The organism is Psychrobacillus sp. PGGUH221 (assembly GCF_042055255.1).
In the GTDB taxonomy this organism is placed as follows: domain Bacteria; phylum Bacillota; class Bacilli; order Bacillales_A; family Planococcaceae; genus Psychrobacillus.
On the sequence record NZ_JAQMHQ010000001.1, the window covers coordinates 648,420 to 665,114 of the forward strand.

A 16,695-nucleotide genomic window follows, 5' to 3' on the forward strand; every position below is an offset into this window, starting at 1 on the left:
ATGATGGAAAAATAGGAGAAGCTTCTGTATGTTCACTAGAAGACTTCTCCCCACATTCTATTATATCTTACTGATTTATGCTTTATTAGAGCTTCCAAATTCACGCATTTTACCGATAACGGTTGTTTTAATAGCATCACGTGCTGGTGTTAGGTATTTACGTGGGTCATACTGTTTTGGATTTTCATCCAAATATGCACGAATCGCTTTAGTAGCAGAAATTTGGTTTTCCGTGTTCACATTGATTTTAGCAGTCCCTAATGAGATTGAGCGTTTAATATCATGTGTAGGAATACCTGTTCCACCGTGTAATACTAATGGAAGATCTGCTAATTTTGAAATCTCTTCCATTTCTTTAAAACCTAAATTAGGTTCACCTTTATAAGGCCCATGAACTGAACCAAGTGCTGGCGCTAAGCAATCAATTGCAGTACGTTTCACTAATTCCGCACATTCCGCAGGGTCTGCATAAATAACACCATCTGCTATTACGTCGTCTTCCTGCCCGCCGACTGTACCAAGTTCTGCTTCTACAGAAACGTTGTGTGCGTGGGCATAATCCACTACCTTAGAAGTAATTTCTACGTTTTCTTCAAATGGATGATGAGAAGCATCAATCATAACAGAAGTGAATCCAGCATCGATTGCTGCTTTACATTTATCAAAACTTGAGCCGTGATCTAAATGAATTGCCACTGGAACTGACGTTTTATAGTCTTCCATTAGACCTTTTACCATATGTACAACTGTTGTAAAGCCGCCCATATATTTTGCCGCACCTTCGGATACACCTAATATAACTGGTGATTTTTCTTCCTCTGCCGCTTGTAAAATAGCTTGAGTAAATTCAAGGTTATTAATATTGAATTGCCCTACTGCATAACCTTCTTTTTTCCCTTTTTCAAGCATTTCTTTCATCGATACTAAAGCCATTCCAATGGACCTCCTCTATTTTCATACACTCTCATTTGTACATCATTTTTCTCTCTATTTTATCTGTTGCAGACGCCTGTTATTCAAGTTACAGAAATATTAAACTGCGTCCTCCACTTTTCATCATAACAAAAAAAGGCCATGTTTTCCACTGCCTGCCTCTGTACTACTTCTTTAATATATTATTTACTGCATCACGCACTTCGAATATATCAAAAGGCTTAGTAAAGTAAAGAGAAGCACCTAAATCCTTTGCTTCTTGAATTAGGTTTAACTCTCCATATGCTGTCATCATCATGACAGGTAAATTTGGATACTTTTCTTTAAGTAAAGTTAAGATTTTTATTCCATCCATACCTGGAATTTTCATATCTAATAATACACCATCTAAACTTTCCTCACTAGCAATATCCAAAGCTTCTGGGCCGTTAGCCGCTAAGCTCACTTCGTAGCCTTCCTGTGAAAAAACTTCTTTTAAGAGCATTCGTATTCCTAGTTGATCATCTACGATTAATATGTGTTTCATGATGTACAAACCCCTTTTATTAAATTTTCCCCTTCTATACTATTCGCTATTAATATACATTTTCCTTCTTGAGATTCTAAAAAATACCCATTTTACGTTTATCTTTTCCTACACTATAATAAAAATTGAGGTGAAAAAAGAATGAAAATGTTAACGACACAACTGACAGGTCTCCTCCAAAGAATAGTAAATTCGGAGGAAGAAAATATTGAAGAAACTGCTAGACTTCTTGCACAAGCGGCTGCAAGAGAAGGCTTTATATACTTTGCAGCATTCGGTGAAATGGAAAGTATTACGATAAATGCAGAAAATGCCGTAGAAAAATTCCCAAGTTTGAAAGTTTGGACTTCAGATACCGAACTTACAAGTGCAGATCGCGTTTGGATCATCGCTAGATCTAGCGAAAACGAAGATGCTCTAGCGCTTGCAGAGAAATTAAGTGCAGAATTTATTCCGTTCAGTGTACTTGCTGCTGAAAATCATAATGATGAAAACAAGCTAGCGAATCTTGCTTATACATATATTTCTTTAAAACTTACCAAAGGCTTACTACCTGCTGAGGATGGCAGTAGAATTGTTTTACCTTATGCGCTAAGTGCAATGTTCGTATACGAAGCTGTCAAAATGAAGCTAGACGAGATTCTTTTAAGCGAAGATTAAAAATTAGCTATATATGCCCATGGAAACAAGAAATTTTCGTGGGCATTTTATATTAATTTGGATTCGAAGTGTACAACCTAAAGATTAGTCGGAGTTTTTATAGTTTAGTTTCATGGTTAATAAATTTTTTTGAGAAATTGTCGTGCGTATGGTGGAAATGGTTGCCTTTCAGACGAGAATTGGTCTCGTTCAGAGAGTAATTGGTTGCTCTAACGCCAATATTGGTCGCTCTTTGCCATTTAATGCCTAATACTGGACTCTTGCATAAGAAATCCATTTCTCAAGTGAAGTAAACTCTTTATTGTGAGAAATGGTCGCCCTTATGATGGAATTGGTTGCTTTCATACGAGAATTGGTCTCGTTCATAGTATAATTGGTTGCTCTCACACCAATATTGGTCGCTCTTTGCCATATAATGCCTAATTTCTAGACTCCTGCATAAGAAATCCATTTCTCAAGTGAAGTAAACTCTTTATTGTGAGTAATAATCGCTCTTATGTTGGAATTGGTTGCTTTCAGTCGAGAATTGGTCTCGGTCAGAGAGCAATTGGTTGCTCTCACACTTAGATTGGTCGCTCTTTGCCAATTAATACCTATTTACCTGGCTCCCGCATAAGAAATCCATTTCTAAAGTGAAGTAAACTCTTTATTGTGAGAAATGGTCGCGCTTTTGGTGGAATTGGTTGCTTTCAGTAGAGAATTGGTCTCGCTCAAAGAGTAATTGGTTGCTATCACACCAATATTGGTCGCTCTTTGCCATTTAATACCTAATCACTAGGCTCCAGCATAAGAAATCTATTTCTCAAGTGAAGTAAACTCTTTATTGTGAGAAATGGTCGCGCTTATGATGGAATTGGTTGCTTTCAGACGAGAATCGGTTGCGCTCATAGGGTAATTGGTTGCTCTCACACCGATATCGGTCGCTCTTTGCCGTTTAATTCCAAATAAAAAAGCAGTTCGACAAGTCGAACTGCTTTTTCTTTTTTATTCTCCTACGGATGCTTTGATGAACTCACGGAATAATGGTTGTGGACGCTGTGGACGTGACACAAATTCCGGATGGAACTGAGAAGCTACGAAAAATGGGTGATCTGGTAGCTCGATAATTTCGATTAGACGACCATCTGGGCTTGTACCAGAGAACATAAATCCTGCAGCTTCAAATTGTTCACGGTATTCGTTATTGAATTCATAACGGTGACGGTGACGTTCATATACAAGTTCTTCACCGTATGCATCATGTGCTTTAGAACCAGGAGTTAATTTACATGGATATAATCCTAGACGAAGTGTTCCACCTAAATCCTCTACGTCTTTTTGTTCTGGCAATAAATCAATAATAGAATGTGGAGTTTTTGGATCTAGTTCAGTTGAGTGAGCACCTTCAAGTTCCAATATGTTACGAGCAAATTCAACTGTTGCTAGCTGCATTCCTAAGCAAATACCTAAGAATGGTACATTGTTTTCACGAGCAAATCGTGTAGCTGCAATTTTTCCTTCTACGCCGCGGTCTCCAAATCCACCAGGAACAAGGATGCCGTCTACATCTGAAAGAATTTCTGCAACATTTGCATCATTTACTTCTTCCGCATTCACCCATTTCACTTCTACATCCGCATCAAATTTGTAGCCAGCATGTTTCATTGCTTCTACTACTGAAATGTATGCATCTTGAAGCTCTACATATTTACCAACTAACCCTATGCGAACTTTTTTAGATAAAGATTTCACTTGATCAACAAGTGCTATCCAATCTGTCATATCTGCTTCTTTCGTAGTAAGTTGGAAATGATCCACAACAATTTGATCTAAATGTTGCGCTTGAAGATTTAATGGAATTTCATATAATGAATCCGCATCAATACATTCGATTACTTCTTCTGGTTTAATGTCACAGAAAAGAGCAATTTTGTCTTTCATATCTTGAGGAACTGGCATCTCTGAGCGAACAACAATGACATTTGGTTGAATACCTAGACTACGTAACTCTTTAACACTATGTTGCGTTGGTTTTGTTTTCATTTCACCGGCAGCTTTTATAAAAGGAACTAATGTACAGTGAATGTACATTACGTTGTTACTGCCAACATCACGTTTCATTTGACGGATTGTTTCTAAGAAAGGTAGTGATTCGATATCTCCTACTGTTCCACCAATTTCAGTGATAACAATATCCGCATGTGTTTCTTTTGCAGCTAAGAATAAACGATTTTTAATTTCGTTTGTAATATGTGGGATAACTTGTACTGTTCCACCATTGTAATCGCCACGGCGTTCTTTTCTTAGTACAGAAGAATATACCTTCCCAGTAGTGATATTCGAGTATTTATTTAAATTAATGTCAATAAAACGCTCGTAATGACCTAAATCTAAATCTGTCTCTGCCCCATCGTCAGTTACAAAAACTTCTCCATGCTGATACGGGCTCATAGTCCCTGGATCTAAGTTGATGTAAGGATCAAATTTTTGAATTGTTACGTTTAATCCTCTGTTTTTTAATAAACGACCTAGAGATGCAGCCGTAATTCCTTTACCTAGTGAAGATACAACCCCACCAGTAACAAAAATAAATTTAGTCATGCTTGTTCCTCCTAATATAGTATCTATTTCGCCTTGGTCTTTTAAGCTCAGATTTTACACTCAAGTAAAGATGATAACATATTACATTGCACAGAGCCCAATGATTTTTTCTTTACATAATCTGTAGCATTCGCCTTAGGCTATAACCTTATTCAGTAGGACTTAGATGAATAAGGTTATAAAATAACAAAAAGCGCCCCACCTGCTTTTGGCAGGGGAGCGCATATGCACATGAGTAATGTCTCTTTAAAAAGAGCCCAATAAAATCTTATAGCGTTTGCGTATAGAAGTCAAGAATTATTCTTCTTCGTCTTCTAATTCTTCTTCATCTTCCAACTCTTCGTCATCGATGATATCAAATTCATCTTCTTCTTCGTCGATTAAATCCTCTTCGATTACTTCATCGATTTCTCCTACGAAATCAATTACTGGATCATCGTCATCTTCGTCTTCATCCTCATCATCGTCTTCGATAAATTCATCGAATTCTTCTTCGAAGATAATTTCATCTTCTTCTAGTTCAAGATCTAAATCGTCATCGTCTGAAACTTTAGCTTTCTTTTTACGGACTTTAACAGTAGGAGCAGTCTCTTCTTCAATTTGTTCTACAGGATACCATTCTCTTAGTCCCCATTGATTTTCTGCAGTAGCTAAAAAGCGTCCATCAATATTCATATCTGTATAAAATTGAGGTTTGCGAGCTGCCATTTCTTCATCTGTTAAACTATTCAGTTTTTGAATTTCACTAAAAAGTTCAGATAAAGTTAAAGAGTTTTTCTTATCTTCTAAAATCGCAAATCCTAAATCTATTAACGATTCTTCTTGTAATTGTGCTGTTGTCATTTCACGAAAATTCAAATCGTGCACGTCCTTTCTATGTCCGTTTGCATACTTCCCATTATATACAAACAAGTATGTTATATGCTACATTCATTTATTCTTTTTGAAAAGGAATAATTTATTAAAAGCTAAGGTGAATAAATAAAACGAAAGTAATAGTAATGGAATAGCTCCCAGTTGTTTATTATAAAGGAGAATGGTTAGTAATAGGAATATTATAATGATCATTATGTGTATTGGGGTTTTCATTCCATATCTCCCTCACTACTTAATAGTTCCATTATACAAAATAAAAGGAAAAAAGTGTTCCGATATATGATCGGAACACTAATTTTTTTTACATGTTTCTTCGATACTGGCCACCCACCTCGTAAAGAGCGTTCGTTATTTGCCCAAGACTTGCTTTTTGGACAGTTGTCATAAGCTCCTCGAAGATGTTTCCTCCAGTCATTGCTACTTGCTTTAGACGATTAAGAGCTTCAGCAGCTTCTAACTCATTTTTCTTTTGAAAGCTTCGAAGGTTCGTTATTTGAGTTTCTTTTTCTTCCTTTGTTGCACGTGCTAGTTCCATATTATCGATATCCTCTTCAGAAGCAGGATTCGGATTTAAGTATGTGTTCACACCGATGATCGGAAGTTCGCCCGTGTGTTTTTTCATTTCATAGTACATAGATTCTTCTTGAATTTTTCCACGTTGGTATTGTGTTTCCATTGCTCCAAGAACACCACCGCGGTCATTTATACGATCAAATTCAGAAAGAACTGCTTCTTCTACTAGGTCTGTTAGTTCTTCTACAATAAATGCACCTTGTAATGGATTTTCATTTTTTGATAATCCGTGTTCTTTTGTAATGATCATTTGAATTGCCATAGCACGACGAACAGATTCCTCAGTTGGTGTTGTTATCGCTTCATCATAAGCATTTGTATGAAGAGAGTTACAGTTATCCTGAAGTGCCATCAACGCCTGTAAAGTTGTTCGAATATCATTAAAGTCAATTTCTTGCGCATGTAGACTTCTACCAGATGTTTGGACGTGATATTTTAACTTTTGACTACGGTCATTTGCACCGTATTTATCACGCATCACAACTGCCCAAATACGACGGGCAACACGTCCGATAACTGTGTACTCTGGATCCAACCCATTTGAGAAGAAGAAAGATAAGTTTGGTGCAAAATCATCTATATTCATACCACGACTCAAATAGTACTCCACATAAGTAAAGCCATTTGATAATGTGAATGCCAGCTGAGAAATTGGATTCGCTCCAGCTTCTGCAATATGGTATCCAGAAATAGAAACGGAATAGTAGTTACGAACCTTATGGTCAATAAAGTATTGTTGAATATCCCCCATCATACGTAAAGCAAATTCAGTAGAGAAAATACATGTGTTTTGACCTTGGTCTTCTTTTAATATATCTGCCTGAACAGTACCACGAACTACTTGGAGTGTCGCAGCCTTTACTTGTGTAAATTCTTCCACAGTTAGAGTACGTCCAAGCTCCTCCTCGCGAAGGCGAACTTGCTGATCAATTGCTGTATTCATAAACATTGCCAAAATGATTGGTGCAGGACCATTGATTGTCATTGAAACGGATGTTGATGGTGCACATAAATCAAACCCGTCATATAGCTTTTTCATATCCTCTAACGTACAAATGCTTACGCCAGATTCGCCGACTTTCCCATAAATATCAGGTCGATGATCTGGATCTTCACCATACAATGTTACCGAGTCAAATGCAGTTGAAAGACGTTTTGCATCGTCATCTTTAGATAAATAATGAAAGCGACGGTTCGTACGTTCTGGTGTTCCCTCTCCTGCAAATTGTCTCTTTGGATCTTCCCCTTCTCTTTTGAATGGGAAAACTCCAGCTGTATATGGGAATGAGCCAGGTACATTTTCTTTGTAAACCCATCTTAAAATTTCACCATAATCAACGAATTTTGGAAGTACAACTTTTGGTATTTTCAGCCCTGATAAGCTTTCTGTACGAAGAATCGTGCGAATTTCCTTATCACGGATTTTAGTTACGAATTCATCTCCAGCATATGCTTCTTTTAGAGCTGCCCAGTTCTCCAGTATACGTTTTGATTCAGCAGTAAGTTCGTCTCGTACTCCGTTAGCTAATGATTCTAGTGAGTGAATTAATGCATCATCTGCCGCTCTTTCTTTTACTGCTTCTATTGCACCTTCTAATTGGAACAATCTTCTTGCAAAAGCTACTTGTTCCTCGGATTTTTTATGATATCCACGAACAGTATCTGTGATTTCACGTAAATAATAGCGACGATCATTTGGAATTATTACGTTTTGCTTTTGAGTTTTCACAAATTGCTCGTAGGTTGTCTCCCAGTTGGTGCCAGTTTTTTCATTCATTACAGCAACTAAAGCTGCAAATAAAGAATTGGTGCCTTTATCATTAAATTGGCTAGCAATCGTTCCATAAACTGGCATAGTATCTAAATCATCATGCCATAATTCACGGCTGCGTTGATACTGTTTTTGTACTTGACGAAGTGCATCTTCTGAACCTTTTCGTTCGAATTTATTGATAACAATCAAATCTGCGTAATCGATCATATCAATCTTTTCTAATTGAGATGGTGCACCAAATTCACTTGTCATTACATACATAGAAACGTCTGATACATTAGTGATTTCTGCATCACCTTGCCCGATACCACTTGTTTCTACAATTATTAAATCAAAGCCCGCTACTTTAACAACATCAAGGACATCTGCAATCGCACCAGATAATTCTGTACGAGATCCACGTGTTGCCAAACTACGCATAAATACACGTTTATTGAAAATAGCATTCATTCGGATACGGTCACCTAGCAGTGCCCCACCAGTCTTTTGTTTCGTCGGGTCAATGGATAGAACGGCAATCTTTTTATCCGGTAATTCGTGTAGGAATCGGCGAATTAATTCGTCTGTTAATGAACTTTTCCCTGCCCCACCAGTACCCGTGATACCTAACACTGGTGTACCTTTTGATAAAGCTTTCGCTTGTTCTAGCATTTCTTTTGCTTCAGCATCATTTGTTTGATGTGCTTCCTCTGCTAATGTAATCAAATGAGCTAGCACTTCCGGTTTCTCCGTAGATACTTCGGAAATCTCGTCTTTTGCTCCTGAAGCTTTCGTCGGAACATCACATTCCATAAGCATTTGATTGATCATACCTTGAAGGCCAAGTTTACGGCCATCCTCTGGAGAAAAAATACCTGATATACCGTATTCTTGCAGTTCTTTTATTTCTTTCGGAATGATTACTCCGCCGCCACCGCCAAATATACGAATATGAGGCGCACCACGTTCTACGAGTAAATCCTTCATATATTTAAAATACTCAACATGTCCTCCTTGATAGGAAGATATGGCAATCCCTTGAACATCCTCTTGAATCGCAGCATTCACCACTTCTTCTACCGAACGGTTGTGACCTAAGTGGATTACTTCCGCTCCGCTAGCTTGTAAAATACGTCGCATAATATTAATCGACGCATCATGTCCATCAAATAGACTCGATGCTGATACAAAACGGACATGATTTTTTGGACGGTATACTTCTACAGTAGACATGTCGTTCCCCCTTTGTTTGAATTAGTCTTAATGTCTAGACTCTAGGCACTTGCGCTTTTCTTATTTCCTCATCCCATTTAGTACAAATTCTATTTGTAGTTCCGTAAATTGTTCAATTGTAAATTCCTTACGCAATGCCCATCTTCTAAATGCCCACATTTGACCTTGGACTACAAGGGTATGCGCGTAAAGTTTTGCTTGGGCATCTGTCAATTTCAGTTCCCCAGTTTGTATACAACCATTAAGAATTTTATGGAAAATATCAACCATTTCTAATTCTTTCTTTAATACGTAATCTAGTGCGTTTTTTGGCAAGGATTTGGATTCTTGATACATGACAACGAACTCATCTTGCATGTCATTAATTACCCCATAATAATGACGGATAGCATTTTTGAGGTCGTCTATCGTACCATTCTCCAACGTTATTTGCGAGAGCTTGTCATGTACTTCATTGTATATACTATCGCATACTAAATAGAGGACATCTTCCTTTGTGCGAATGTATTCATACAGGGTACCTATACTAAACCCGGCTTCCTTTGCAATTTCTCGCGTTGTTGCTCGGTGAAAGCCTTTCTCTTTGAATAAAGTAACAGCTGCACGAATCATTTGGTGACGTCTTTTTTCAATGAGGTTTTCATCTTTCACCGAAGTCTTTACTTCATGCTTTTTTTCCATAGGCATCGATTACTTTGTTAGCATACGAGAAATAACAAGGCGTTGAATTTCTTGTGTGCCCTCGTATATTTGTGTAATTTTTGCATCTCGCATAAAGCGTTCAACCGGGTAATCTTTTGTATATCCATATCCCCCAAATACTTGCACTGCCTCTGTTGTTACTTTCATGGCTGTATCTCCAGCCATCAATTTTGCCATAGCAGATTCTTTCCCATAAGGAAGTCCGTTGGATTCTAACCAAGCTGCTTGATACGTAAGCAGACGTGATGCCTCTGTTGCAGTTGCCATATCAGCAAGCTTGAATGATACACCTTGATTTGCAACAATTGGCTTTCCGAATTGAACACGTTCCTTTGCATAACCTACTGCTGCATCAAGTGCTCCTTGCGAAATCCCCACTGCTTGCGCAGCAATACCATTACGTCCACCATCCAATGTTTTCATCGCGATAATGAAACCTTCACCTTCTTCACCAAGAAGATTTTCTTTTGGTACTCGGCAATTATCAAAAATAATTTCTGTTGTAGGAGAAGAACGAATTCCTAGTTTCTTTTCTTTTTTCCCAACAGAGAATCCTTCGAAATCAGCTTCTACAATAAATGCGCTTGTGCCTTTATGTTTGGACGTTGGATCAGTAACCGCAAAAACGACATAGATGTCTGCGATACCACCATTCGTAATAAAGATTTTAGATCCATTCAATACATAATGATCGCCATCTAATTTAGCTGTTGTTTTCATCCCACCAGCGTCAGATCCTGAACCTGCCTCTGTTAAACCGTATCCACCAATTTTTGTACCTTCTGCCATTGGACGAAGATATTTTTGTTTTTGTTCTTCATTGCCATATTTGAAAATCGGCCATCCTGCAAGAGAGGTGTGTGCAGAAAGGGTTACTCCTGTTGATGCACAAACTCGGGATAACTCTTCTACGGCGATGCAGTATGCAAGGTAATCAGAACCAATTCCGCCGTATTCTTCTGGCCAAGGAATACCCGTTAAGCCTAGCTCAGCCATCTTATCGAAAATTTCACGATCAAAGCGTTCTTCCTCGTCGCGCTCTGCAGCAGTTGGTGCTACTTCGTTTTCTGCAAAGTCACGCACCATTTTACGAATCATTTCATGCTCTTCGGATAGTTGAAAATTCATTGTTTTCCCGCCTTTTTAGGTATATTTTTATATTCAGCTTCAATTTAGTCGTTCTCGATGTAGAATTAGTTGTTGCTAATAAGAAAGGTTTGGTCGCCCCTCTCCACTTTTAGGAAAAAATTAATTAATCACATGCTTCCCAATTACGATTCGTTGAATTTCACTAGTTCCTTCGTAGATTTCCGTAATTTTTGCGTCACGGAAATAACGTTCTACCGGGTAGTCTTCTGTATAGCCATATCCGCCGAATACTTGAACTGCCTCTATTGCAACGTCAACCGCTGTTTTGGATGCGAATAATTTAGCCATTGATGCTTCTTTTCCGCAAGGAAGACCTTGTTCGCGAAGACTTGCTGCTCGGTAAACAAGAAGTCTTGCTGCCTCTACTGCTGTCGCCATATCAGCAAGCTTAAAGCCAACACCTTGATTTGCTGCGATCGGTTTACCAAATTGTACACGCTCTTTCGCATATCCTACTGCCGCCTCCAGTGCTGCTTCCGCAATGCCTAATGCTTGAGTAGCAATTCCGATACGTCCAGTATTTAAATTAGCCATAGCGATTTTAAAACCTTCTCCCTCTTCACCCAGTCTATTTTCTACTGGTATTTTCATATCTTCAAATGTGAGTTGGACTGTTCTTGAGCCATGCAAGCCCATTTTCTCTTCATCTTTCCCAACAATAAACCCTGGTGTATCCTTTTCTACGATGAATGCAGTAATGCCTTTTGACCCTTTGGATGTATCTGTTGAAGCAAACACGATGTTAATATCTGCTTCTCCACCATTTGTGATAAAAACCTTAGAACCATTCAAAACATAGTGGTCGCCCTTCAACACTGCTTTTGTTTTTAATGCACCAGCATCCGATCCAGCTGAAGGTTCTGTTAAACAAAATGCTCCAAGGGATTCTCCAGAAGCAAGCTTTGGTACGTATTTATTCTTTTGCTCTTCATTTCCAAAATAGAGTATCGGACTTGTTCCTACGGATGTATGAACGGAGAGAATCACACCTATAACAGCACTTACCTTTGAAAGCTCGTTGATCGCTATAACATAGCTCGTAAAATCCATTTCAGAACCGCCGTATTTTTCAGGAACCGTGATTCCCATCAAGCCAAGCTCACCCATTTTTTTTATAATTTCACGGGGGAACTCTCCTTGCTCCATTCGTTCAATAAAAGGCTCGATTTCCGTTTTTGCAAAGTCTCGAACCATATTGCGCATCATAAGTTGTTCTTCTGTGAATGTTAATTCCATGATTCACGCTCCTTACTCGTATATGTAGAAACCACGGCCTGACTTCTTCCCTAACCAACCTGCTTTGACGTATTTTCTAAGTAGTGGACATGGACGATACTTACTATCTCCAAAGCCTTCGTGCAAGATTTCCATAATGTATAAGCATGTATCTAAGCCAATAAAATCTGCAAGTTGTAGTGGTCCCATTGGATGGTTCATTCCCATTTTCATCACATCATCGATTGCTTCTTTTGAAGCGACACCCTCATATAGTGTGTAAATAGCTTCATTGATCATCGGCATTAGAATACGGTTGGAAACGAAACCTGGAAAATCATTTACTTCAACAGGTACTTTTCCAAGTTTTTTTGTCATATCTTCAATCGCTGCATACACTTCATCAGAAGTTGCTAAACCACGAATAATTTCCACTAGTTTCATCACTGGAACTGGATTCATAAAATGCATACCTATTACTTGCTCGGGGCGATTCGTTACTGCTGCAATTTCTGTAATTGGTAGAGAGGATGTATTTGTTGCTAGAATCGTATGCTTTGGTGTGATTTCATCTAATTGCTTAAAAATAGATTGCTTGATTTCCATGTTTTCAACAGCTGCTTCGATAACGATATCCACATCGTTAGCATCCTCAATGGAAAGGGATTTTGTAATGTTACTTAGTACTGCTTGTTTTTCCTCTTCTGTCATTCGTCCTTTTTCTACATTACGTGACAAGTTTTTGGTAATCGTTTGGATTCCACGATTGTAAAATTGTTCCTCACGGTCATTAAGCTTTACTTCAAAACCTGCTTGTGCACAAACTTGAGCAATCCCTGATCCCATTTGCCCTGCCCCTATTACCATTACTTTTTGGATTGTCATGCTTCTTTACCCCCTGTTTTTGGAACTTCAATCATAATAGCGTCGCCTTGACCACCACCGGAACAAATAGCCGCAATCCCAATCCCGCCACCACGGCGTTTTAATTCATATGCAAGTGTAAGAATAATACGGGCTCCGGATGCTCCAATCGGATGTCCAAGTGCCACAGCTCCACCGTTCACGTTTACTTTTTCTTCATCTAGACCAGCTATTTCACTGCTTACTAATGCTACAGCAGCAAAAGCTTCATTTATTTCAAATAGATCGATATCTGCAAGATTTTTCCCTGTTTTATCTAACAATTTATTAATCACGATACCAGGTGTTTGTGGGAAGTTTTCTGGTTCAATCGCTACCTCTGCATGACCTAAAACGTATGCAAGTGGCTCTTTTCCAAGCTCTTTTGCTTTTTGTTCATTTGTCAAAACGATTGCACATGCCCCGTCATTTACTCCAGGTGCATTTCCTGCTGTTATCGTTCCCTCGCTACCAAATGCTGGCTTTAGCTTAGCTAGTGACTCTAAAGATGTATCACGTCGAGGTGCTTCGTCCTTCTCAACAACGATTGGTTCTCCCTTTCGTTGAGGTATTTCTACTGAAACAATTTCCTCTGCTAAAATGCCATTATCGATTGCTTTTAAAGCACGGTCATGACTTCTAAATGACCATTCATCTTGCTTCTCACGTGATAATTCAAAAGATTCTGCTGTAGAGTTTCCGTACGTTCCCATGTGTACATTTTTTGGATGGAATGAACAAGAAAGTCCGTCATAAACCATTCCATCTACTATTTGGCCATCCCCCATACGAAGGCCAAATCTCCCTTTTGGTAAATAATAAGGAGCATTAGACATGGATTCCATTCCACCTGCCACGATGATTTCTTCATCACCTACACGAATTAATTGATCCGCAAGCGTGACACTACGCATTCCAGAAGCACAAACTTTATTAATCGTTTCTGTTTTAACAGACCAAGGAATACCTGCTTTTGTTGCCGCTTGTCGCGAAGGAATTTGACCTTGACCTGCTTGTAATACAGACCCCATTATGACTTCATCCACTTGATCTGCCTCTATACCAGCACGAGTTAGTGCCTCTTTAATAGCTACTCCACCTAAATCAGAAGCCGTTAAACTACTCAGTGCTCCCCCAAACTTTCCAAAAGCTGTACGTGCTCCATCTAAAATAACTGTCTTTACCAAAATAGCCACCCCTCACTTTAATGAAATCGCTTTCAAATAAAATAAAAAAATTTAATTGACTGAACGCTCGCTCGACATGAAATGTTAGAAAAAAGGGAGTAAAAATACTCCCTTACTATTAATTCTAGTTTACGAAACTATAAAAATATTTGCAATATAAATATGTCTTGTTCGATCCGCTCGAGACAGAAGCGAATAGAAGTGCCAGTACGCTCACTTGCTAAATTGAGCGGGAATATTATTGAACAGTTGGTGCTACTTCTTCATCTTCCGCTGATGGCATAATTTCTCCGAAAATAGATTTTTCTAGAAGCTCGGCGATATCGTATGTTCCAACTGTTTCTTCGACTTCCTTCGCTTTCGTGCCATCTGAGAGCATTGTTAAGCAATAAGGACATCCAGAAGAAATAATCGTTGGATTTACTTCTAAAGCCTGTTCTGTTCGAGCAACGTTGACTCTGTTTCCAACATGCTCTTCCATCCACATCAATCCGCCACCTGCTCCACAGCACATTCCTTTTTCACGGTTACGATCCATTTCAACTAATTTCACTCCTGGGATTGCTTTTAACACTTCACGAGGTGCGTCATAGACATCATTGTATCGCCCTAAATAACAAGAATCATGGAATGTAATTGTTTCTTCTACTGCGTATTGTGGTTTCAAGCGACCAGCTTGAACTAAATCATATAGCATTTCTGTGTGGTGAAGAACTTCTCCATTCCATCCAAAATCACTATATTCATTTTTAAAGATATTATATGCATGTGGGTCAATTGTTACTATTTTAGTTACCCCAGCTTTTTCAAATTCTGAAATATTGTTCGATGCTAGCTCTTGGAATAAAAACTCGTTCCCTAGGCGACGTGGTGTGTCTCCAGAGTTCTTTTCTTTATTACCAAGAATCGCAAATTTCACTCCAGCCTCGTTCATCAAGTGTGCAAACGATAAAGCGATTTTTTGTGAACGGTTATCGAAGGATCCCATTGAGCCAACCCAGAATAAGTACTCAAATTCTTCTCCAGCTTTTGAAACTTCTTTCACTGTTGGAATATGAATATCTGGACGTGCATCTCTCCAGTTTTCTTTTTCTTTACGATTTAATCCCCATGGATTACCTTGACGCTCGATATTTGTCATCGCGCGTTGTGCATCTGCGTCCATTTTTCCTTCTGTCATTACTAAATAACGGCGAAGATCGATAATCTTATCGACATGCTCATTCATTACAGGACATTGATCTTCACAGTTACGGCAAGTTGTACATGCCCAAATTTCCTCTTCTGTAATAACATCTCCAATTAGGGATGGGCTATAAATGTCTTCGATTACTGCTCCTTCTGCCCCAGCAGCCATCGCAAGTTGATTACCTTTTGTTCCTTGGAACGCAAGTGTAGGTACCCAAGGTTTTTTCTTCGTTTCTACTGCACCAGTTAATGTTAAGTGATCACGAAGCTTCACGATCAAGTCCATTGGAGAAAGCATTTTACCTGTTCCCGTTGCTGGACACATATTTGTACAACGACCACATTCTACACATGCGTAGAAATCAATCATCTGTGCTTGAGTAAAATCTTGAATGCGACCTACTCCGAATGAAGGCATTTCATCTTCATTTGCTTCTTCGTCTTCTTCCTCTTCAAAATTTATTGGACGTAGCTTTCCAACATTGTCTAATCGGTGGAAGTACACGTTTGCCGGACCAGTAATCAAGTGGAAATGCTTTGATTGCGGTACATATACTAAGAATGTTAATAGGAATAAAAGATGTACCCACCACATTGCATAGAAAACTACTGCTGCAGCTGTCGGTGGAACAAATCCAAAAAGGATTGCAATAGAAGATGCAATTGGCTCTGACCATACAGCCTCATGACCATGCCAAATCATTCCCATACCATTACCTACTAAAACAGAAACCATTAACCCGCCGATGAAAATCAGAACTAGTCCATTTTTCCAACCGCGTTTTAAACGTACTAATTTTTCAATATAGCGTCTGTAAAATGCCCACAAGACAGCTATTAAAATAACAAATGTCACAATTTCTTGGAAGAACGTAAACGCTGGATACAATGGACCTAATGGTAAATGTGAATCTGGCGCTAACCCTTTCCAAATAAAATCAATTGCTCCAAACTGAACAAGTAAGAAACCATAAAAGAACATAACGTGAATCGTTCCACTTTTCTTATCCTTTAAAAGCTTCTTTTGCCCAAACACATACACCCAAATTTTGCGAAGTCTTTCCTTCACATTGTCTTCAAATTCGACTTTTTTCCCCAGTTTGATATATGCATACCTCGTTCTAAGTAGATATACGAATAAACCAATTGCATACAAAGTGACTGCGATGAACAGTAACCAGTTTGCGATTAATAATGGACTCATCTTATTCTCCCCC

Annotated in this window: 12 protein-coding genes; 1 reads left to right on the plus strand and 11 read right to left on the minus strand. The window is 38.6% G+C overall.

Annotated features, from left to right (window positions below; all coding sequences use genetic code 11):
- Positions 1-75: 75 nt before the first annotated feature.
- Positions 76-933, minus strand: coding sequence for a class II fructose-bisphosphate aldolase (locus PGC35_RS02975; protein WP_375218135.1), 858 nt, complete (start codon positions 931-933; stop codon positions 76-78).
- Between the two features lie 166 nt (positions 934-1,099).
- Positions 1,100-1,459 carry a response regulator gene (locus tag PGC35_RS02980; protein ID WP_053590542.1) on the minus strand — a complete coding sequence of 120 codons (360 nt, stop codon included), beginning with the start codon at positions 1,457-1,459 and terminating at the stop codon, positions 1,100-1,102.
- Between the two features lie 141 nt (positions 1,460-1,600).
- On the opposite strand from PGC35_RS02980, the gene PGC35_RS02985 reads away from it, so the two are divergent.
- The gene (locus PGC35_RS02985) at positions 1,601-2,119 is read left to right on the plus strand and encodes a DUF2529 family protein (RefSeq protein WP_375218136.1); all 519 of its coding nucleotides are present in this window, start codon (positions 1,601-1,603) and stop codon (positions 2,117-2,119) included.
- 984 nt (positions 2,120-3,103) lie between these two features.
- On the opposite strand, the gene PGC35_RS02990 is transcribed toward PGC35_RS02985, so the two are convergent.
- From PGC35_RS02990 to PGC35_RS03030, 9 genes are all read right to left on the minus strand, one after another.
- On the minus strand, positions 3,104-4,699 hold the full coding sequence (locus PGC35_RS02990; RefSeq protein ID WP_275789260.1) for a CTP synthase: 1,596 nt from the start codon (positions 4,697-4,699) through the stop codon (positions 3,104-3,106).
- A gap of 297 nt (positions 4,700-4,996) precedes the next feature.
- Positions 4,997-5,557: a DNA-directed RNA polymerase subunit delta gene (rpoE, locus tag PGC35_RS02995; RefSeq protein ID WP_375218137.1), complete on the minus strand. Its 561-nt coding sequence runs from the start codon at positions 5,555-5,557 to the stop codon at positions 4,997-4,999.
- Positions 5,558-5,876: 319 nt separating this feature from the next.
- Entirely contained in the window at positions 5,877-9,134 is a 3,258-nt protein-coding gene (gene icmF, locus PGC35_RS03000; protein ID WP_375218138.1) for a fused isobutyryl-CoA mutase/GTPase IcmF, read from the minus strand.
- Positions 9,135-9,194: 60 nt separating this feature from the next.
- Positions 9,195-9,815: a TetR/AcrR family transcriptional regulator gene (locus tag PGC35_RS03005; protein WP_375218139.1), complete on the minus strand. Its 621-nt coding sequence runs from the start codon at positions 9,813-9,815 to the stop codon at positions 9,195-9,197.
- A gap of 9 nt (positions 9,816-9,824) precedes the next feature.
- Positions 9,825-10,964 (minus strand): acyl-CoA dehydrogenase, encoded by a 1,140-nt coding sequence (locus PGC35_RS03010; protein WP_275789255.1) that lies wholly within the window; start codon positions 10,962-10,964, stop codon positions 9,825-9,827.
- A 120-nt stretch (positions 10,965-11,084) separates the two neighbouring features.
- Entirely contained in the window at positions 11,085-12,221 is a 1,137-nt protein-coding gene (locus PGC35_RS03015; RefSeq protein ID WP_375218140.1) for an acyl-CoA dehydrogenase, read from the minus strand.
- A 12-nt stretch (positions 12,222-12,233) separates the two neighbouring features.
- On the minus strand, positions 12,234-13,085 hold the full coding sequence (locus PGC35_RS03020) for a 3-hydroxybutyryl-CoA dehydrogenase (protein WP_375218141.1): 852 nt from the start codon (positions 13,083-13,085) through the stop codon (positions 12,234-12,236).
- On the minus strand, positions 13,082-14,290 hold the full coding sequence (locus PGC35_RS03025; RefSeq protein ID WP_375218142.1) for an acetyl-CoA C-acetyltransferase: 1,209 nt from the start codon (positions 14,288-14,290) through the stop codon (positions 13,082-13,084). Before PGC35_RS03025 ends, PGC35_RS03020 begins: the two co-directional genes overlap by 4 nt.
- 238 nt (positions 14,291-14,528) lie before the next feature.
- Complete coding sequence (locus PGC35_RS03030; RefSeq protein WP_375218143.1) at positions 14,529-16,682, minus strand: (Fe-S)-binding protein; 2,154 nt, start codon at positions 16,680-16,682, stop codon at positions 14,529-14,531.
- Positions 16,683-16,695 lie beyond the last annotated feature (13 nt).